At 70.7% G+C, this 19948-nt stretch carries 16 protein-coding genes; 4 read left to right on the forward strand and 12 right to left on the reverse strand.

Features of this window, described 5'->3' with window-relative positions; genetic code table 11:
- Positions 1 to 36: 36 nt before the first annotated feature.
- Genes OK345_RS15405 through nudE form a run of 5 tightly spaced genes read right to left on the reverse strand, consistent with a single transcriptional unit; the run spans position 37 to position 2947 of the window.
- Positions 37 to 342 carry an Mpo1-like protein gene (locus OK345_RS15405; RefSeq protein ID WP_265128895.1) on the reverse strand — a complete coding sequence of 102 codons (306 nt, stop codon included), beginning with the start codon at positions 340 to 342 and terminating at the stop codon, positions 37 to 39.
- Positions 343 to 386: 44 nt separating this feature from the next.
- On the reverse strand, positions 387 to 710 hold the full coding sequence (locus OK345_RS15410; protein WP_265128896.1) for a YnfA family protein: 324 nt from the start codon (positions 708 to 710) through the stop codon (positions 387 to 389).
- Positions 707 to 1534: a nucleoside triphosphate pyrophosphohydrolase gene (gene mazG, locus OK345_RS15415; protein ID WP_265128897.1), complete on the reverse strand. Its 828-nt coding sequence runs from the start codon at positions 1532 to 1534 to the stop codon at positions 707 to 709. Before mazG ends, OK345_RS15410 begins: the two co-directional genes overlap by 4 nt.
- 46 nt (positions 1535 to 1580) lie before the next feature.
- The gene (gene cysQ, locus OK345_RS15420; protein ID WP_265128898.1) at positions 1581 to 2402 is read right to left on the reverse strand and encodes a 3'(2'),5'-bisphosphate nucleotidase CysQ; all 822 of its coding nucleotides are present in this window, start codon (positions 2400 to 2402) and stop codon (positions 1581 to 1583) included.
- Positions 2399 to 2947: an ADP compounds hydrolase NudE gene (nudE, locus tag OK345_RS15425; protein ID WP_265128899.1), complete on the reverse strand. Its 549-nt coding sequence runs from the start codon at positions 2945 to 2947 to the stop codon at positions 2399 to 2401. The genes cysQ and nudE overlap by 4 nt, the downstream gene beginning before the upstream one ends.
- A 74-nt stretch (positions 2948 to 3021) precedes the next feature.
- Here nudE and bioA point away from each other — a divergent pair, with 74 nt between their 5' ends.
- Positions 3022 to 4413 (forward strand): adenosylmethionine--8-amino-7-oxononanoate transaminase, encoded by a 1392-nt coding sequence (gene bioA / locus OK345_RS15430; RefSeq protein WP_265128900.1) that lies wholly within the window; start codon positions 3022 to 3024, stop codon positions 4411 to 4413.
- A complete protein-coding gene (locus OK345_RS15435) occupies positions 4404 to 5138 on the forward strand; it encodes a 16S rRNA (uracil(1498)-N(3))-methyltransferase (protein ID WP_265128901.1) in 735 nt (244 codons plus the stop codon). Before bioA ends, OK345_RS15435 begins: the two co-directional genes overlap by 10 nt.
- 693 nt (positions 5139 to 5831) lie before the next feature.
- On the opposite strand, the gene OK345_RS15440 is transcribed toward OK345_RS15435, so the two are convergent.
- From OK345_RS15440 to pilG, 7 genes are all read right to left on the reverse strand, one after another.
- Positions 5832 to 6299: a chemotaxis protein CheW gene (locus tag OK345_RS15440; RefSeq protein ID WP_265128902.1), complete on the reverse strand. Its 468-nt coding sequence runs from the start codon at positions 6297 to 6299 to the stop codon at positions 5832 to 5834.
- Positions 6300 to 6334: 35 nt separating this feature from the next.
- Positions 6335 to 7600: a chemotaxis protein CheB gene (locus OK345_RS15445; protein ID WP_265128903.1), complete on the reverse strand. Its 1266-nt coding sequence runs from the start codon at positions 7598 to 7600 to the stop codon at positions 6335 to 6337.
- Positions 7587 to 14222: a hybrid sensor histidine kinase/response regulator gene (locus OK345_RS15450; RefSeq protein WP_265128904.1), complete on the reverse strand. Its 6636-nt coding sequence runs from the start codon at positions 14220 to 14222 to the stop codon at positions 7587 to 7589. The genes OK345_RS15445 and OK345_RS15450 overlap by 14 nt, the downstream gene beginning before the upstream one ends.
- 118 nt (positions 14223 to 14340) lie before the next feature.
- Positions 14341 to 16374, reverse strand: a complete 2034-nt coding sequence (locus OK345_RS15455; protein WP_265128905.1) for a methyl-accepting chemotaxis protein — start codon at positions 16372 to 16374, stop codon at positions 14341 to 14343.
- A gap of 41 nt (positions 16375 to 16415) precedes the next feature.
- Positions 16416 to 16946 (reverse strand): chemotaxis protein CheW, encoded by a 531-nt coding sequence (locus tag OK345_RS15460; protein WP_265128906.1) that lies wholly within the window; start codon positions 16944 to 16946, stop codon positions 16416 to 16418.
- Positions 16946 to 17308, reverse strand: a complete 363-nt coding sequence (locus OK345_RS15465; RefSeq protein WP_265128907.1) for a response regulator — start codon at positions 17306 to 17308, stop codon at positions 16946 to 16948. Before OK345_RS15465 ends, OK345_RS15460 begins: the two co-directional genes overlap by 1 nt.
- Before the next feature lie 18 nt (positions 17309 to 17326).
- Positions 17327 to 17728 carry a twitching motility response regulator PilG gene (pilG, locus tag OK345_RS15470; RefSeq protein ID WP_265128908.1) on the reverse strand — a complete coding sequence of 134 codons (402 nt, stop codon included), beginning with the start codon at positions 17726 to 17728 and terminating at the stop codon, positions 17327 to 17329.
- A gap of 247 nt (positions 17729 to 17975) precedes the next feature.
- Between pilG and gshB the strand changes: the two genes are divergently transcribed.
- Both gshB and OK345_RS15480 read left to right on the forward strand, forming a co-directional pair.
- Positions 17976 to 18926, forward strand: coding sequence for a glutathione synthase (gene gshB / locus OK345_RS15475; protein ID WP_265128909.1), 951 nt, complete (start codon positions 17976 to 17978; stop codon positions 18924 to 18926).
- Positions 18923 to 19810: an energy transducer TonB gene (locus OK345_RS15480; protein ID WP_265128910.1), complete on the forward strand. Its 888-nt coding sequence runs from the start codon at positions 18923 to 18925 to the stop codon at positions 19808 to 19810. Before gshB ends, OK345_RS15480 begins: the two co-directional genes overlap by 4 nt.
- Positions 19811 to 19948 lie beyond the last annotated feature (138 nt).

Genomic DNA, 19948 nt, shown 5'->3' on the forward strand with positions numbered 1-19948 from the left:
CGGCGTCGCAGCGGCGGGATGCCGCCGCGAGCCGGATCAGAACGGTATGCGGCCGCGCAGGATGTCGCCGAACATCGCCCAGTCGCCGGCGAACGAATAGAACGGGTGGCGGAAGGTGGCCGGCCGGTTCTTCTCGAAGAAGAAGTGCCCGACCCAGGCGAAACCGTAGCCGCAGGCCAGCGCGGCCAGCAGCCACCAGGGATTGCCGTCGAGCACGGCCACCGCCACCAGCAGCAGTACCCCGCAGCTGCCGACGAAGTGCAGCCGCCGCGAGGTGCGGTTGGCGTGTTCCTGCAGGTAGAACGGATAGAACTCGCGGAAGCTGGCGAAGCGGCGGCGCATGGCGGACCTCTCCGGGTGGACGTGCGCCGGCAGCATAGCGCGGCTCAGCCGTTGCGCGGCCCGAACATGATCACCGCCATGCCCAGCAGGCACAGCCCGGCACCCAGCAGGTCCCAGCGGGTCGGCCGCACCGAGTCGACCAGCCACAGCCACAGCAGCGCCACGGCGACATAGACGCCGCCATAGGCGGCATAGACGCGGCCACTGGCCGTCGGGTGCAGGGTCAGCAACCAGGCGAACAGCGCCAGGCTGAATGCGGCCGGCAGCAACAGCCATGGGCTGCCCTGCTTGCGCAGCCACAGCCACGGCAGGTAGCAGCCAACGATCTCGGCCAGCGCGGTGGCCAGGAACAGCAGCAGCGTCTTCACGATGCCGGCTCGCGCTCGGCCCGCTTGGCCCGCTGCCACTGCGCTTCCTGTTCGGCCAGCGACAGCTGCGGCAGGGTGGTGCCGTCCTCGCGCGCCTGCGCCTCCATCGCGCGGAAACGACGCTCGAACTTGAGGTTGGCCTGGCGCAGCGCGGCGCCGACGTCGACCCGGGCATGCCGCGCCAGGTTGGCGCAGACGAACAGCACGTCGCCGATCTCGTCCTGCAGGCGGGCATGGTTGCCGTCCGCATCGCCGCGCTCGAATTCGGCCTGCACCTCGTCGATCTCCTCGCGCAGCTTGGCCAGCACCGGCGCCGGACCCGGCCAGTCGAATCCCACCCGCGCCGCACGCGATTGCAGTTTCTGCGCACGCTGCCATTCCGGCAGGCCGCGCGCGATCCCGGCCAACGCCGAATCGTCGCGCTCGCCGGCCGCCGCGCGCTCGCTGCGCTTGATCGCTTCCCAGTTGGCGCTCACGCCCTCGGCGCCGTCGACGACGGTTTCGGCAAACACGTGCGGGTGGCGGCGCAGCATCTTGTCGCAGATCGAGGCGACCACGTCGGCGAAACCGAACGCGCCCTGCTCGCTGGCCATCTGCGCATGGAACACCACCTGCAGCAGCAGGTCGCCCAGTTCGTCCTTCAGCGCGGCCAGGTCGTTGCGGTCGATCGCGTCGGCCACCTCGTAGGCTTCCTCGATGGTGTACGGGGCGATGCTGGAGAAGTCCTGCGCCAGGTCCCACGGACAGCCGCGCTCGCGGTCGCGCAAGCGCGCCATGATCTGCAGCAGCTGCCGGATGTCGCGGTTCTCTTGCATCGGGGGCATGGCGGTGGTCACGGGTCGTGGAAGGACATGCCGTTGGCGGCAGGCGTCAGGACGGGCGCGACTGCGGCGTGTCCAGCCAGTCGCGCCACGGCAGCGAGGGATCGCCCAGGGCGACGAAGTCGCCGTTGAGCAGCGATTCGCGGCGGTTGTAGCGGAACGGCTTGCCGGTGTCGGCCGCCAGCAGGGCGCCGCCGGCGGCTTGCAGTACGCATTGCCCAGCGGCGGTGTCCCACTCGCTGGTCGGTCCCAGCCGCGGGTACACGTCCAGCGAGCCTTCGGCCAGGCGGCAGAATTTCAGCGAGGAACCCTGCGACACCACTTCCACCTCGCCCATCCGCGCCAGCAGCGCCTCGGTGCGTGCGCTGCGGTGCGAGCGGCTGGCCGCCACCCGCAGCGGCGCCGGGGCCGGCGTGCAGGTATGCAGCACGGTGTCGTGCAGGCCTTCGCGGCGGTAGGCGCTCTCGCCGCGGCTGGCATGCCAGACCGTGCCGGTCACCGGCGCCAGCACCACGCCCATCGCCGGGGCGCCGTGCTGGATCAGGGCGATGTTGACGCTGAACTCGCCGTTGCGCTTGACGAACTCGCGGGTGCCGTCGAGCGGGTCCACCAGCCAGTAGCTGCTCCAGTGGCGGCGGGTTTCCCACGGCATGATCGCCGACTCCTCCGACAGCACCGGCAGGTCCGGGGTGAGCCGCGCCAGGCTCTCGACGATCACCCGGTTGGCGGCCAGGTCGGCGGCGGTGAGCGGGCTGTCGTCGTGCTTGCGCTCGACCTCGAAGCCGGCGGCGTACACCTTCATGATCGCCGCCGCCGCGTCCTGGGCGATGGCGATGACGGTCTCGCGCAGGTCGTTGTCGAGCCGGCTCATCGCTGCGCTCCCAGCCATTCGCGGGCGATGAACAGCGCCGCGAGCGAACGCCCTTCGGAAAAGTCCTCGCGCAGCATCAGCCGGTCCAGCTCGGCCAGCTTCCACGGCACCACTTCCAGCTCCTCCGGCTCGTCGCCGGCCAGTCGCTCCGGATACAGGTCGCGCGCCAGCACCAGCCACGACTGGTGGCTCATGTAGGTCGGCGCCAGCGTCATCGCGCGCAGCACGTCGACGCGGCGCGCACCGTAGCCGGCCTCTTCCTTCAGCTCGCGGTCGGCCGCCTGTTCCGGCGTCTCGCCGGCGTCGATGCGGCCCTTCACCAGCCCCAGTTCGTAGCGGTGCATGCCGGCGGCGTACTCGCGCACCAGCAGCACGGTCTCGTCGTCGAGCATCGGCACCACCACCACCGCGCCGTGGCCGCGGCTGACCAGCCGTTCGAAGCGGCGGCGTTCGCCGTTGGAGAACTCCAGGTCCAGCTGCTGCAGCAGGAACGGGCCGTTTTCGTGGTCGACCACGTCGTGGATGATCGGCAGGCGGCGGCTCATGCGGGGCTCCCGCCGCGGCCGGTCCGGCAGGCCGATAGAATGTGCGCAAGCGAGAACGTTTTCATGAGCCCGAAATGCTAGCAGACCCAGCCTCCTCCCCGCTGGCCGACCAGTGGCGGCAACGCGACCTGGCCGTGCTGTGGCACCCGTGCACGCAGATGCGCGAGCACCCGGACACCCTGCCGCTGGTGCCGATCGCCCATGGCCAGGGCGCCTGGCTGGTCGGCCACGACGGCCACCGCTACCTGGATGCGGTCAGCAGCTGGTGGACCAACCTGTTCGGCCATGCCGAACCGCGCATCGCCGCCGCCATCGCCGCACAGGCCGGCCGGCTGGAGCAGGTGATGCTGGCCGGGTTCAGCCATGAACCGGCGGTACGGCTGGCCGAACGGCTGCTCCAGATCGCCCCGCGCCAGTCCGGGCGCGCGCCGCTGGCCAAGGTGTTCTATGCCGACAACGGCTCGGCCGGGGTCGAGGTGGCGCTGAAGATGGCGTTCCACTACTTCCGCAACCGCGGCGAGCACCACCGCACCCGCTTCGTCGCGCTGGAGAACGGCTACCACGGCGAAACCCTCGGCGCGCTGGCGGTGGGCGACATCCCGCTGTACCGCCGCGTCTATGCGCCGCTGTTGGCCGAGGCGCTGTTCGCACCCTCGCCCGACGCCTACCAGGCCGAGCCGGGACAGAGCCCGGCGCAGCGTGCGCACCAGGCCGCCGATGCGCTGGCCAACCTGTTCGACCAGCATCCGGGCGAGATCTGCGCGGTGATCCTGGAGCCGCGGCTGCAATGCGCCGGCGGCATGCGCATGCACGATCCGGTGTACCTGCAGCGCGCGCGCGCGTTGTGCGACGCCAATGGCGCGTTCCTGATCGCCGACGAGATCGCCACCGGCTTCGGCCGCACCGGCACCCTGTTCGCCTGCGAGCAGGCCGCGGTGATGCCGGACCTGCTGTGCCTGTCCAAGGGCCTGACCGGCGGCTTCCTGCCGCTGTCGGCGGTGCTGGCCACGCAGGCGCTGTACGACGCCTTCCTCGACGATTCGCGCGAGCGCGCGTTCCTGCATTCGCACAGCTACACCGGCAACCCGCTGGCCTGCGCGGCGGCGCTGGCCTCGCTGGACATCTTCGCCAGCGACGACGTGATCGAGCGCAACCGCGGCACCGCCGAGGTCATGCGCCGGCTGGCGGCACCGTTCGTCGACCATCCGCACGTGGCCGACGTGCGCCAGGCCGGCATGGTGGTGGCGTTCGAACTGGCCCGCAACGGCGACCGGCGCACCCCGTTCGAGCCCGGCGCGCGGATCGGCCTGCACGCCTACCGGGCCGCGCTCAGGCGCGGGGTGGTGCTGCGTCCGCTCGGCGACGTGCTGTACTGGATGCCGCCGTACTGCATCGACGACGAACAGCTGGACCTGCTGGCGCAGACCACGCTGGCGGCCATCGACGAGGCCGTCGCATGCGCCTGACCCGCTGCCATGTCGAATCGACGCTGGAACCCGGCGCCGAGATCGTGCTGCCCGAGGACGCCGCCAACCACCTGGTGCGGGTGATGCGCCTGCGCGAAGGCGAGCTCTGCGTGCTGTTCAACGGCGACGGCCGCGACTACCCGGCGCGGCTGCTCGCCGCCGGCAAGCGCGAGGCGCGGGTGCGGATCGAGGCGGCGCAGGTCGTCGACAACGAGTCGCCGCTGCGCATCACCCTGCTGCAGGGCATCGCCCGCGGCGAGAAGATGGACCTGATCCTGCAGAAGGCCACCGAGCTGGGCGTGGCGGCAGTGATGCCGGTCAACGCCGAGCGCACCGAGGTCAAGCTGGATGCGGCGCGGACGGAGAAGCGGCTTGCGCACTGGCACAGCGTGATCGCCTCGGCCTGTGGCCAGTCCGGCCGCGCACGGGTACCGGAGCTGTCGCCGCCGCGGCCGCTGCAGGAGGCGGCCCGCACGCTGCCGGCGGAGCTGCTCAGGCTCACCCTCGACCCGCAGGGCGAGTACCGGCTGGCGACGCTGCCGGCGGCACCGGCCGCGGGCGTGGCGATCGCCATCGGCCCGGAAGGCGGCTGGTCGCCGCGCGATCGCCAGGCGCTGCAGGAAGCCGGCTTCCAAGGATTGCAGCTGGGCCCGCGCATCCTGCGCACCGAAACCGCCGGACTGGCCGCGATCGCCGCGCTGCAGGCCCGGTTCGGCGACCTGTAGGGGCGCGAAACGGGGCGGCGGGAAGCGGCCGACGCGTTGCACATCTCCGCTGCGGCCCGATGCCGTGGATCGGGCAACGCTTCCCCCCGCAGCGTGGGCCTTGCCGCGGCGACCTCCTGGCAACGTCGTTGCGACCGGTGCCCGCATCGCGACAGACCGGGAGCGGCCAACGGAACCCGTCGTCGCCACGGCTCGTGGTCCCGACCAGATGCGTTTCGGCAGCCGAAGCGGGTCGGGCGGGAAGCGCACTTCGACAGCCGCAAACCGCTCATCCGGTACGTTGACCATTCCCGGGCGGGCGTTGGCCCCCAGCTGTCCGCGGAAACGGCCGGGACCGGGTTCGCGGATTCTTCCGGATCGTCGTTCCCGCGCAGGCGGGTGATACAGCGCCCCTCGTGCAGATGAAGCCATTGCGCCCGGGATCCGCGCCCATCGCGGGCAGGCCAGCGCCTCGCGCTGTGGTGAAGCTTCCGCCGCCTGCGCAGGATGACGGCGGATCTCCTGCGCGATACGACCGAGGCGGTTCCCACCGACCATGCCGGTTGCTGCCTCCCACCCACGACGACGGACGGCAATCAGCAGACCCGCGCGCCATTCGCCGTCGGCTTGCCCCCTGCTACGCGGGCGGAAAACGCAAGAGGCCGCGATCGCTCGCAGCCTCCACGTTGCGGCATGTTGCGGTCGGCGCCCCGGTCAGGCGGCCAGGCTCTGCGCGATGGCCGCTTCCAGTGCGTCCAGGTCCGGCAGCAACGCGCTCTGCTCGCCCAGCAGCACGCGCATGTGCACGCCCTGCGGCAGGGTTTCTTCCGATGCGTCGGCCAGCAGGCCGTCGCGCGGCACCGCGATCAGCTGCGGGAAGGTCTGGGTCAGCAGCGCGAAGTACGGCAACTCGGGATTGCCGCCCAGCGCCTTGAGCACCACGATCTTGTTGTTGGCCGCCACCGCTTCCTCGCCCAGCCCGCTGAAGCGCGCGAATGCCAGCAGCGGCACGTTCCAGCCGTGCCAGGCGATCTGCCCGGCCAGCCATGCCGGCGCGTTGGGCACCGGCTCCACCGCCACCCGCGACATCACCTCGGCGACGGTCGCGTTGGGCAGCAGCACGCGTTCGCTGCCGGCCTGGATCAGGACGCCTCGGATTTCGTCGTTGCTGGCGTAGCTCATCGGATGTTCCTGGGTCGTTGGGTGGGGAACGCCATTCAGGCGCCCCAATGTTCGGACAGGGCCTGCGCCAGCTGCACCGGATCGCCGGCAGGCATGCCGGCGACGGCGAGTCGGCTGGCCGCACCCGGGTCGTAGCAACCTTCGCCGATCTGGCCGCCCACCCAGCCGCCCTGCGCGGCCACCGCCAGCACGTCGTCCACCTGCGCCTGGTCGGCGCCGCTGAGCATCAGCACCGCGCTCTGCGCTGCCGGCAACGCGGCCACCACCTGGGTACCGCCGGCGCCGGCGACGAAGCGCAGCCGGTCTTCCGCGCAGGACACGCCCACGTCGTCGGGCAGGATGTAGATCTGCGCCGCCTCGACCGGTTGCCCGGCCTCGGCCAGCGTCACCGGCAACGGCGTGACCCGCGCCATCTGCTTGACCAGGTTGCCGTAGCGTCCGCCGTCCAGGCGCAGCTGCACCAGCACCGGGCGGTTGAAGGTTTCCGGCAGCGCCGCCAGCAGGCGCCGCACCGCATCGGGTCCGCCGATGCCGGCCAGCACCAGCAGCGCACCGCCGGCCTCGGCAGTACCTTCCGGCTCCAGCTCCAGCAGCGACAGGCCGCCGGTGGAGAACTCGGCCGCCGGCTCCGCCGGCGCGGCCACAGCCGCGGCCGGTGCGACCAGCGCATCGTCCTCGACCAGCGACCAGCTGCTGAAATCCGGCGCCGCCGGCAACGGTGGCGGCGTGGCCGCCACCGGGGCGGCGACCGGTTCGGCGGCAACCTCGGCAAGCGTGGGCGCGGGTGCCGCCGGTGGCGCGTACAGGCCATCGCCGGGCAGCGCCGGCGCGGCATCCACCGCTTCTTCCAGGTGGAATTCCAGCGGCGCGTCGGAATGCAGCTGCGCCGGCGTCACCGGCAGGCCGGGCTCGGGCTGCGGCGAGGTCTCGTTCTCGTGGCCCGGCGGCAGCACGTTGTCGTGGCCGTGCAGCTTGGCCGCCAGGTGTCGCACCCAGCGCTGCGCCTCCCAGCCCTCGCGACGGGCGGCCAGTTCGGCCTCGTCGAAGATCAGGGTCAGGTGCGACGCGCCCAGTGCCGGTTCGAGGCGTTCCAGCGCGTCCTCGATGGCCGGTTCCAGGGCGATCAGCACCACCGCCGGCGCGGCATCGTCCAGGGTCTGCGGCTCCAGCGTGGTCGGGTCGTCCTCCAGCACGATGTGGCCGCCGGCGTGGGATACCGCCTCGCGCAGGCGCTCGCGCGCCTGGCCGGGACGGGCCAGCAGGGCGACCGGCTTGCCGCTGTCGATATCATTCACGGGCACGGGCGATCCCCAGCAGGTCGTAGACGTTTCGCATCAGATCCAGTTCCTGGTACGGCTTGCCCAGGTAACGCTGGACACCGATTTCGAACGCACGCTGGCGGTGCTTGTCGCCGCTGCGCGAGGTGATCATCACGATCGGCACATCCTTGTAGCGCGGGTCGGCGCGCATCGCCGTAGCCAGCTCGTAGCCGTCCATGCGCGGCATTTCGATGTCCAGCAGCATCAGGTCGGGCACGCGCTCTTCCAGCCGCTCCAGCGCCTCGATGCCGTCGCGCGCGGCCACCACCTCGAAGTTGTGGCGTTCCAGCACGCGGCCGGTGACCTTGCGCATGGTCAGCGAATCGTCCACCACCATCACCATCGGCACCTGCCGCTGGCTGGCCGGGGCCGGCTGCGCCAGCGCCCGCTGCGGCTGCGCCAGGTGACGGCGCACCAGCGGCGCCACGTCCAGGATCACCACCACGCGACCGTCGCCGGTGATGGTGGCGCCGTAGATGCCCGGTACCGAGGCGATCTGCAGGCCGACCGGCTTGACCACGATTTCGCGGTTGCCCAGCACCTGGTCGATCGCCACCGCCGCGCGCAGGTCGCCGGCGCGCACCAGCAGCAGCGGGATCTGTGCCTGGCCTTCGGCCTTGGCCGACTCCTGCCCCACCAGCGAGCCCAGGTCGTGCAGCGCGTAGTGCTCGCCGCTGTAGTGGTAGCCGCCGTCGCCGGACTCGAAACGCTCGCGCGAGATGCGGCCGATGCCGCTGACCGAGGCCACCGGTACCGCGAAGGTGGTCTCGCCGATCTGCACGAACACCGCCTGGGTGACCGCCAGCGTCTGCGGCAGGCGCAGGGTGAAGGTGACGCCCTTGCCGCGGACCGAGTGGATGTCCACCGAACCGCCGAGCTGGCGCACTTCGTTGCGCACCACGTCCATGCCGACGCCGCGGCCGGCCAGCTGGCTGACCTGCTCGGAGGTGCTGAAGCCGGAGGCGAAGATCAGGCTGTCGAGCTCGTTCTCGCTCAGCTCCGCGCCCGGCTGGATCAGATTGCGCTGCTCGGCGCGGCGACGGATCGCCTCGCGGTCCAGGCCGGCGCCGTCGTCGGCCACTTCCAGCACGATTTCCGAACCTTCGCGGCGCAGGCGGATGGTGATGCCGCCTTCTTCCGGCTTGCCCGCGGCCACGCGCTGCGCCGGCGTCTCCAGGCCATGGGCCACCGAATTGCGCAGCATGTGCTCAAGCGGCGCGACCATGCGGTCCAGGACGTTGCGGTCCAGTTCGCCGTGGGTGCCGTCCAGGGTCAGGTGTACCTGCTTGCCGGTGTCGTGCGCGGCCTGGCGCACCACGCGGCGCAGGCGCGGCACCAGTCCGTCGAACGGCACCATGCGCGCACGCATCAGCCCGTCCTGCAGTTCCGAGCTCACGCGCGACTGCTGCTGCAGCAGCGCGTCGTAGTTGCGCGACAGGTCGTCCAGCACGCCCTGCAGGCCACTCAAGTCGGCCGCCGATTCGTTCAGGGCGCGGCTGAGCTGCTGCAGGGTGGAGAAACGGTCCAGTTCCAGCGGATCGAACGTCTGGTCGGCCTGGTCCTGTTCGCGCTGGTAGCGGGCGACGATCTGCGCCTCGGTTTCCAGGTCCAGACGGCGCAGCTGGTCGCGCAGACGCGCATTGGTGCGGTCCAGTTCGGCCATGGCACCACGGAAGGCGCCCAACTGCTGTTCCAGGCGCGAGCGGTAGATCGCCACTTCGCCGGCGTGGTTGACCAGGCGGTCGAGCAGGTCGGCGCGTACGCGCACCTGTTCCTGCGAACGCACGCCGCCTTCCTCCTCGCCCGACGCTTCCTCGACCACGGGTTCGGACAGCGGCGCCACCTTGGCGACGGTGGGCGTTTCCGGCACGGGCAGCGGACGCGGCTGGGGCGCCTCGGCCACGGCCTGCGCTTCGGCGGCCGTGGTGTCGGCCGTGACTTCGACCGTCTCCGGCGCCGGGCTTTCCGCTGCCGGCACGCTCTCCACCGCGGCAACGGCCGGAATCTCCACCGTCGCGGCGACCTCCGGATGCGCCTCTGCGCGGCCGTGGGTACGCGCGTCGAACGCCTCGATCAGATCGAACGGCATCGCCACCGCGCGATGTGCGCCGGTACGCGTCAACAGCTGGTGCAGGCGGTCGAAACCGCGCTCCAGCAACTGCACGTCGCTGCGGGTGATGTCGGTGCGGTTGGCGGCCACCGCTTCCAGCAACGACTCGATGCCGTGGCCCAGGTCGCCGATGGCATTGATGCCGGCCATGCGCGCGCCGCCCTTGAGCGTGTGCAGGTCGCGCTGCAGGCCGGCCAGCAGCTCGCGGTCTTCCGGCGCTTCGCGCAGTTCGCTGATCAGGCCGTCGCAGTGGTCGAGCAGGTCCTTGCCTTCCTCGACGAAGATATCGACCAGTTCGCGATCCAGGTCGCTGAAGTCCAGCGGCTCGTCGTCGCCAACCGCGCTGTCGGCGCCGCCGGTTCCGACAGCGATCGCCGCGGCAATGGCCGCGCTGAGTGCATCGACCGGCTGTCCGGGTACCGCTGCATCCACCGCGGCGGTTTCCGCGGCCGGGGTTCCCGCCACCTGCGAAGCCGCTTCCACGGCGTCCGCGGCATCGCCGGCGTCGGTCGCGGCAACGGCTTCGACCTGTTCGCCACCGTCGGTTGCGGCGACCTCTTCGGTCGGGACCTCTTCCACAGCCGTCGCCACCACGTCGGCGCCCGACGCCTGCACCGTGGCATCCACGATGGTCTCGTTCTCGACAGCGGGCTGCGCGGACGGCTCTTCGACCACTTCCGGTCCGGCGAGCGGGGCCGCAGGCAGCGCCTGCTCGACGCTCCCTGCGAAGGTGTCGGCAGCGTCGGTCGCGGCCGGGGCATCCACCGATGCGGTGGACTCCGCTGCGAACGACGGCAGATCCTCGGCGGCCTGCGCCGGGGCGGCAGCGTCGCCGCCGGAAATGACCGGCTGCTCGCCGGCATCGACCACGGCGGTGACCGGGGTTTCGACGACCGGTTCGATGAATGCGTCCTGCAGCCACGCCTCGTCCTGGACATCCGCCGGCGCGATGCCGGCATCGGCCGCGTTGCCGTCGTCCACGCTGGCAACCTCGGGCGCCGGTACGTCTTCGGCGGCAAAGGTAAAACCGTCCGCTTCCCCGGTCGGCACGACCGGCGATACGTCCGCATCGACGCTCGCCGACACGCCGGTGTCGCCCGGCTCGGCACCCAGGTAGCGCGACAGGTCTTCCACACCGGTGAGTTCGACCGGATCGACCGTGGATGCCGCCGGTGCGGCCAGATCGTCTTCCCCGTCGGCGAACGACAGCTCGTCCACCGCCAGCGGCGGCCACTTGGCCTCCGGCAGCGCATCCACCAGCACCTGCAGGCGCTGGGCCAGCGCGCTGAAGGATGGAATCATCGGCGCCGGCGCCTGCAACGCCACGATGGTCGCGGCAATGGCATCGGCGGTATCGGCGATCGCGGCCACGCCGTCGTCGCCGGGGGTGACCGCGGCGGCCAGCGAACGCTTGACGTAGGTTTCGGCCGGGGTGGTCACCGCGGTGATTTCCGGCACGTCGGTCATCGCGAACGCGCCGCTCATCGTGTGCACCGCACGCAGCAGCGCCTCGTTGACCGGTTGCGGCTGCTGTTGCGACGCCGCCAGCCATTCGCGCAGCGTTTCCAGGTGCGTGGCGACCTCGGCTTCGAGGATCTCGCGCAGCACGCTGTCGACCGAAGCCGGGGTACCCGCCGGGACCGGTGGGGCGACCTCGGCGACCGGAGCCGCTGCAGTCGTCGCGGCGGCCGGGGTCGGCACGTAGAAGGTCTCCTCGCCCGCCGCCACGCGGTCGGCCACGGCCTGCATCGCCAGCAGGTCGGCGCTGATGCCGCTGCCGTCGCGCAGCGCGGCGTTGAGCTGCGGCAGCACTTCGTAGGCCTGGGTGACCATCGCCACCACCGCCGGGCTGGCCGGGCGGCTGCCGTCGAGTACGCGGTTGAGCATGCTCTCGATCTTCCAGCTGAATTCGCCCAGGGTGCGCGCACCCACCAGGCGGCCGCTGCCCTTGAGGGTATGGAACACGCGCCGCACCGGCCGCAGCCGGTCGACGTTGGCCGGCGCCGCGCGCCATTGCGGCAGCAGGTTGCCCAGGTTCACCAGTTCTTCGTCGAATTCCTCGATGAAGACCTCGCGGATGTCCTGGTCGATCTCGTCGCCGTTGTCCTCGAAACCGCCGTCGAGCATGACCGGCGCTTCCGGGGCCGGCGGCGGCACGGCTTCCGCTTCGGCGGCCGGGGCCGGCTTTTCGGGCAACGGATTGAACTGGGCGGCGGCGGCGTCGAGTTCGGCGAGGAACGCGGCGCTCTCGTCGTCGAGCTCGATCTTGCCGATCACCGCATCCTGCACGCCGGCAACGGCGGCGGTACGGACTTCAGGCTCCGGCTCGGCAGCGGGCGTCGGCGTCGCTTGCGCAGCGGCGTCGGGCTCGATAGCAGAGGTCGGGGTCGGTTCGGGTGCGGCCGGCGTCTGCTCGACCGGCGCCTGTGCGGCACCGGTGTCCCCGGCGTCGGCGGCCACCGCCGGCTCGGCGGGGGTCGGCAGTTCCGGCGGCAGCGGTGCGGCGACGGTGGAAACCGGAAGCCCGGCTTCCGGTGCCGCGGCGTCGAGCGCCTGGACACTGGCGACCGCTGCGTCCTGCGACGGAAGCGCCGGCTCGATCGCCGCAGCCGGCGTGGTTGCGGTTGCGGCAGGCTCGCCCGTTTCGAGCAGGCTGCTGTCGAAGGTGTAGACCTGCGCGGCGGCGTCCGTGTCCAGCTGTTCCTGTTCGGCGGCGACCGGATCGAAGACCGTCGGCGCCACTTCCAGCACGTCTTCGGTGGATGCCGCCGGCGGCAATTCCGCGGTGCCATCGCCGGACAGGTCGATGGGCGCCAGCGTGTAGCCGGCACCGTCGGCCGCGCCGCCCTCCTCGGCGGCGACCGGATCGAAACCGGTGCTGCTTGCCGCGGTCGTCGCGGTATCGGGCGCGAACGCCGGCGTTTCGACAGCGGCGGTGTCGTCGCGGCCCGGGGACGGATACGGCGTCACCGAGGCCTGGAACACATACGGATACGGGCGCGGAGCTTCGGTTGCCGGGGCAGATGCTTCGGTCGCAACCGGCGCCGGGGTCTGTGCCGGTGTCGGTGCGGGCACCTCGACCACCGGCAGTTCCGCCGGCCGGCTCGTATCGTTGGCCACCGGGGCGACGGCAGGCGCCTCGGCGGGGGCCACGGATGCCGGCACCGTCGTCGCCGGTGCGGGGTCCGCCTGTACCACGGCTTCCGGCTGCGGCGCCGGCGGCATTGCGGCGGCGGCTTCGCTTTCGGCGGTCGGCAGCGGCCAGTAGCGCAGCGCTTCCAGGCTGGAACGGGTGATGTCGAGGATCTCCTCGCGACCCGGACGACGCTCGCGCAGGGCTTCGAGGTAGTACTCCAGGCTGGCCATCGCATCGGCCAGGGTGTCGAGCTGGCGGCCGCTGGGCACGCGCTGGCGCGCGATCAGTTCGACTTCGATGTAGCGGCGCACGCCCTGCAGGTAATCGGCCGGGGTCGGCAGGTCCAGCATGCGCAGCGCGCCGGCCACCTCGCCCAGCAGGCGCGGCACGTCGGCCAGCCGCTGGTGGTCCCAGTTGGTCTCGATGAAGGCGACGAAATGCTCGCGGGCGGCGGAGAAGTTGGCGATCGCCTCGTGCGCCAGCACCTCGACGGTACGCCGGGTCTCGACCGAGCCCGGATCATCCTCGCCGCTGCCGCCGGCGCCCAGGTGGGCGACCTGGTCGTCCAGCGAGGCATCCACGTAGAGCAGCGCGCCGGCGATGTCCAGCAGCATGCCTTCGTCGATCTGCTGGGAGCCGTCCACCACTCCACGCAGCGAATCGCGCTGCTGCACCACCACGCCGCGGGCCACGCCCAGGCCCAGCACCCCGAGGGTGTCGGCCACGGCACCGAGTTCGTTGACCTGGGTCTGCAGCGCGGCCGGCTCGCCGCCGGTGCGCAGGTGCAGGTCGAGCGCGTCCTTGATCCGCAGCAGTTCTTCCTTCACCGCGCTGCCGACGGTATCGAGCAGTTCGCGGTTGCGTCCGCTCAGGCTGCCGCGGGCGTGGTCCAGCTCGGCCTCGCTGGCGCTGCCGGCGTCCGGGTCGAAGGCGAACAGCACGCTCTCGCTGATGCCCTCGGCGCCGCGCGCGGCGCGGATCTCGTTGAGCAGCGGCAGCAGCACGATCGGGATGTCGCGATGGCCGTTCTGCAGGCGCTCCAGGTAGTCGGGCAGCAGCACGGTGCCGCGCATCAGCGTGGCGCAGGCCTCGTCGCGGTCCGGCACCCCGCCCGCCTGGACGGCATTGGCCAGCAGTTCCAGCTCCTCGGCGACCATCGCCGGCGCATACAGCTCGACCATGCGCAGCGTGCCCTGCACCTGGTGCAGGTAGCCGGCACAGAAGCGCATGCGACTGGTGTCGCTCGGCTCCTCGACGAAGTACTCGATCTCGTTGCGGACCTGGCGCAGGGTCTCGTCCAGCTCGGGCTTCACCCAACCCAGTGCCGCATGGCTCATCGCGTCGCGCAGCGTGCTCATCGCAACCCCTTTCCCTTGGTCGTCCGCGCATCGTCCGGCCTGATGGCGAACATGGCCTGCATTGAGGTGTGGCGACGCATCATCTGCTGATTCCTTCCTTCCCCATCCAAACGATCGATCACGCCGGCAGCTTGAAGTCGGCGACCGAACGACGCAGGTCTGCCGCCAGCTGTGCCAGGTGGCCGATCGACTCGGCGGTCTGTCCCGCACCCTGCGAGGTCTGGCCGGTGATCTGCCGGATCACGCCCATCGTCTGGGTGATGTCCGTCGCCGCCGCGGACTGCTGGTGGGCGGCGATGGAGATGTTCTTGATGAGGGTGTTGAGCGCATTGGACACGCGCTCGATCTCGGTCAGTGCGGTACCGGCGTCCTCGGCCAGGCGCGCACCGGACACCACTTCGGCGGTGGTCTGTTCCATCGAGGTCACCGCTTCGTTGGTGTCGGCCTGAATCGCCTGCACCAGGTTCTCGATCCGTCGGGTCGCGCCGGAGGTGCGTTCGGCCAGGCGCTGCACTTCGTCGGCCACGACCGCGAAACCGCGACCGGCCTCGCCGGCCGATGCCGCCTGCACCGCCGCGTTCAACGCCAGGATGTTGGTCTGCTCGGAAATGTCGTTGATCAGTTCCACGATCGAGCCGATTTCCTGCGACGACTCGCCCAGGCGCTTGATGCGCTTGGAGGTTTCCTGGATCTGGTCGCGGATCTGGTCCATGCCCTGGATGGTCTCGCGCACCACGCCGGCACCCTCGGCGGCGATCACCACCGAGCGCTGCGCCACTTCGGCCGACTCGCTGGAGTTGCGCGACACCTGTTCGATGCTGGCGGCGATTTCGCCGATGCGCTCGGAGGCGGTGGTGATCTGGTTGGCCTGGTGGCCGGCGGCTTCGGCCAGCTGCATCGCCGTGGCCTGGGTTTCCTGGGTCGAGACCGCCACCTTGCTGGAGGTGTCGTTGATCGTGGTCACCAGGTGGCGCAGTTCGTCCACGGCGTAGTTGATAGCGTCGGCGATGGCACCGGTCATGTCCTCGGTCACCGAGGCCTTCACCGTCAGGTCGCCTTCACCCAGCGAGCTGATTTCGTCCAGCAGCCGCATGATCGCCTGCTGGTTGCGGCTGTTGAATTCCACCTGGGTCTGGTAGCGGATTTCCTGCTCGCGGGCACGCACGCGCACCGAGCTCCAGACGAAGCCGATGATCGACAGCAGCGACAGCGCGCCGGACACCACGCCCAGCCAGAAATTGGGGAACAGGCGGGTGTCGCGCACCGAGCCGAAGGCCGAGAACGCCTCGAACAGCTTCTTGCTGTCGTCCAGCATCTTGCCCGAGCCGGCGGTCAGCGCGGCGGCCGAGGATTGTGCGGCGAACAGGTGGCGCGAACTGGCCAGGATGGCGTCGGCGTCCTTCTTCATCGCGGCCCACTTGTTGGCCGACTGCTCCAGCGCGACCTGCGCGGCGGCGTTGCGCACCGGCGCCACGCCCAGTTCCTCGTTGCCGTTGCGCAGGGCCTCCAGCATCTGGCTGAACACCACCGAGTCGCGCGCCAGCGCGTCGCCGGCACCGCTGGCGCCGGCACCGCCGGCGCGGATTTCGGTCACGCGGCGGGCCATGGTGCCGCTCACCACCACCTGCTGCAGCGCGTTGTAGGTCTGCGACGACGGGGCGCCGCTGGCGGTCATCGCCCGCACCACCTCGTTCAGCTGCGCCTGCAGCTGCGGCACGCCGTCGACGAAGCTGTCGGCGTTGCCGGCCAGTGCCAGCACCGCCGGCTCGCTGGCCACCACCTGCTCGGCGTTCTTGGCCAGCGGGCCCCAGGTCGTGGTCAGCTGGCGGATCGGCGCGGCCACGCCGGCCTCGTTGCCGTAGCGCCCCTGCAGGCTGCTCACGGTGCTCTCGATGCGCGACTTGGTGTCCTTGAACTGGTTGAACGCCTCGGCGTTGCCGGCCACCGCCTCGCGGCCCTGGTTGGCCAGCTGCTGCGACAGCACCTGCAGGTCGGCCGCGCCGGTGCTGGCGCCGGCCAGGCGGCTGCCCTGCCAGGTGGCCACGCCGGTGTTGGCGCCGAACACGATCATCGACAGCGCCAGCAGGCCCAGCCAGAAATTGGTTCCCACGTTGCCGAGCTTGCTGGCCTTGGCGTCCGGAGCAGTACTCATGGTTCGACCTCGATCTTCAATACGGTGAGGCAGGCCTGCGCTCAGGCGGCGGCTTGCCGGAATTCGGGTGTGCGCGACAGCAGCGACAGTGAGAACACGCCCCAGTCATGCTCCTCGCCACGGAACGCGCGATCGATGAAGTGGCCATAGCGGCCTTGCGCCAGCTCCCCGGCGTCGACCTGCAGGCTCTGTTCGAAGCTGCGCTGGCCGTACAGCTCGTCGATGGTCAGGGCGACGTCGCCGCCGGCCTGGCGCATGATCAGCACGCGCTGGCCTTCCTGGTAGCCGGTGCGCTCGCCTTCCAGGAAGTACTTCAGGTCCACCACCGGGAACAGGTTGCCGCGCAGGTTGCCCACGCCCAGCAGCCACGGCTGCGCGCCCGGCACCGGGGTGACCGGCGGCATCGGCACGATTTCGACCACCTCGCGGAAGTCGGAGACCAGCCGGCGCTTGCCGACCCGGTAACCGACGCCACGCCAGACGTCCTGCGAGAACTGGCGCTCGGGCAACTGCACCGCGTGCGCCAGGCTGCGGCGTTCATAGGCTTCGAGGATGTCGAACGGAGAACGCATCAGCCCACCAGTTCGTTGATGCGCGCGATGAGTTCGTCCTCGCGCGGCGGCTTGACGATGTAGTCGGCGGCACCCTGGCGCATGCCCCAGGCCTTGTCCGTCTCCATCCCCTTGGTGCTGACGATCAGCACCGGGATGTGGCGGGTGGCGTCGTCGCGCGACATCGCGCGGGTCGCCTGGAAGCCGCTCATCCCGGGCAGCACCACGTCCATCAGTACCAGATTCGGGGTCTGGGTGCGGGCGATCTGCAGGCCGTCCTCGGCGTTGTCGGTGGCGACCACCTCGTGGCCGGCCTTTTCAAGCCATTGCGTGAACACCGCCCGGTCGGTCGGTGAGTCCTCGATCAACAAGATTCGAGCCATTGTGCCTTTCCCCCCTGGTCAGGCGTTGACGTATGTGCGGATTGCGCCCAGCAGTTCTTCGCGTGTGAATGGTTTGGTGAGGTACTGCTCGGAGCCGACGATGCGGCCTCGGGCCTTGTCGAACAGCCCGTCCTTGGACGAGAGCATGATCACCGGCGTGCCCTTGAACAACTGGTTGCCCTTGATCAACGCGCAGGTCTGATACCCGTCCAGGCGAGGCATCATGATGTCGACGAAGATGATCTGCGGCTGCTGGTCGGCGATCTTCGCCAGCGCCTCGAACCCGTCGGTCGCGGTCACCACCTCGCAGCCTTCGCGCTTGAGCAGCGTTTCCGCGGTACGACGGATGGTCTTCGAATCGTCGATGACCATGACCCTCAGACCTGCGAGTTCCCCACCCGCAGCCATGTTTTCAGCCATTGCAATTTTCCCCGAGCGCGCGGCGCTTCATTGATCTGGCGCCACTGCGAAACCGCATGTATATCCCAATACCGGCGCGCACTGTCAAGGGTCGCAGCAGTGGCGCGGGCGTCCGCAGCATCAATGTGACACAAATCCCACTTTGACGCGCAACTTTTTGCGCCGGTCCGCCCGGCCCCGCGCGGGGCGCTGGGCGGCCCTTGCGGTTACCCGCTAACATCGCCCTCCTGTCCGCCGGGTTCAGTTCATGCCGTTCGACGTCATCGTGGTGATGGATCCCATCGCCGACATCAAGATTGCCAAGGACACCACCTTCGCGATGCTGCTGGAAGCCCAGCGCCGCGGCCACCGGCTGCATTATGTCGCTCCCGGCGGCCTGGCGCTGCGCGACGGCGCGGCGGTGGCGCGGGTGGCGCCGCTGCAGGTGCGCGACGACAAGGCCGGCTGGTTCAGCCTGGGCGACTTCCGCGAGCTGGCGTTCGGCCCGGGCCAGCTGGTGCTGATGCGCAAGGACCCGCCGGTGGACGCCGAATTCATCTACGACACCCAGGTGCTGTCGGTGGCGCAGCGCGCCGGCGCGGCGGTGGTCAACGATCCGCAGGGACTGCGCGACTACAACGAGAAGCTGGCCGCGCTGCTGTTCCCGCAATGCTGCCCGCCGACCCTGGTCAGCCGCCAGGCGCACGACCTGAAGGCGTTCGTGCTCGAGCAGGGCCAGGCCGTGCTCAAGCCGCTGGACGGCATGGGCGGGCGCTCGATCTTCCGCAGCGGCAGCGGCGACCCCAACCTGAACGTGATCCTGGAAACGCTGACCGACGGCAACCGCAAGCTGGCCCTGGCGCAGCGCTTCATCCCGGACATCAGCGCCGGCGACAAGCGCATCCTGCTGGTGGACGGCGAGCCGGTGGACTATTGCCTGGCGCGCATCCCGCAGGGCGACGAGTTCCGCGGCAACCTGGCCGCCGGCGGCCGTGGCGAAGGCCGGCCGCTGAGCGAGCGCGACCGCTGGATCGCCGCCCAGGTCGGCCCGGAGATGAAACGCCGCGGCATGCGCTTCGTCGGCCTGGACGTGATCGGCGACTACCTGACCGAGGTCAACGTCACCAGCCCGACCTGCGTGCGCGAGCTCGACGCCCAGTTCGGCCTGAACATCGCCGGGCTGCTGTTCGACGCGATCGAGGCCGACTGGCCGCGATGAGTTCCGCCGCAGCGCCCCCCCTTTCCGCGCAGGCCCGCGAGGAGCAGCGTTTCGGCGCCACCCTGGTGCTGTCGTTGCTGGTGCACGGGCTGCTGATCCTGGGCGTGGGGTTCGCGGTGGACGACGACGCGCCGCTGGTGCCGACCCTGGACGTGATCTTCAGCCAGACCAGCACCCCGCTGACGCCGAAACAGGCCGACTTCCTGGCCCAGGCCAACCAGCAGGGCGGCGGCGACCACGACCAGGCACGACGCCCGCGCGACAGCCAGCCCGGCGTGGTGCCGCAACCGCAGGCCGGCCTGGCGCCGGTGCCGCAGCGGCGCCAGGACGCCGCCGCGCCGCCACCGCCGCAGGCACGGGTGGTCTCCAGCCAGTACGGCGAGGAACCGATGCCGGACGCGCAGGCACGACCGCTGCCGGAACGACCGCAGCCCAACGCCGCCCCGACTGCGCGCGAGCAGCGCGACGCCGAGATGGCGCGGCTGGCGGCCGAGGTGCACCTGCGCTCGGAGCAGTACGCCAAGCGGCCGAACCGCAAGTTCGTCTCCGCCAGCACCCGCGAGTACGCCTACGCCAACTACCTGCGCGCCTGGGTGGACCGGGCCGAGCGGGTCGGCAACCTCAACTATCCCGACGAGGCGCGCCGGCGCCGGCTCGGCGGCCAGGTGGTGATCAGCGTCGGCGTGCGCCGCGACGGCAGCGTCGAGAGCAGCCGCATCCTGCGCTCCAGCGGCACCCCGGTGCTGGACGACGCCGCGCTGCGGATCGTCCAGCTGGCGCAGCCGTTCCCCGCCCTGCCGCGTACCGAGGAAGACATCGACATCCTGCAGGTGACCCGCACCTGGGTGTTCCTGCCGGGCGGCGAGCTGCGCGACGACCGCTGAATGCGCGCCCTGCGCCCCCTGGTCCTGTAGGAGCGACGTCAGTCGCGACCCGGGGCATGCCCTCTGAGCGTGCTGCGGTCCCGTCTGTTCGCGCATGGGCACTTCAACGGGCAGGCCCTGTCGCGACTGACGTCGCCC

The organism is Xanthomonas chitinilytica (genome assembly GCF_026107455.2).
Taxonomy (GTDB): Bacteria; Pseudomonadota; Gammaproteobacteria; order Xanthomonadales; family Xanthomonadaceae; genus Stenotrophomonas; species Stenotrophomonas chitinilytica.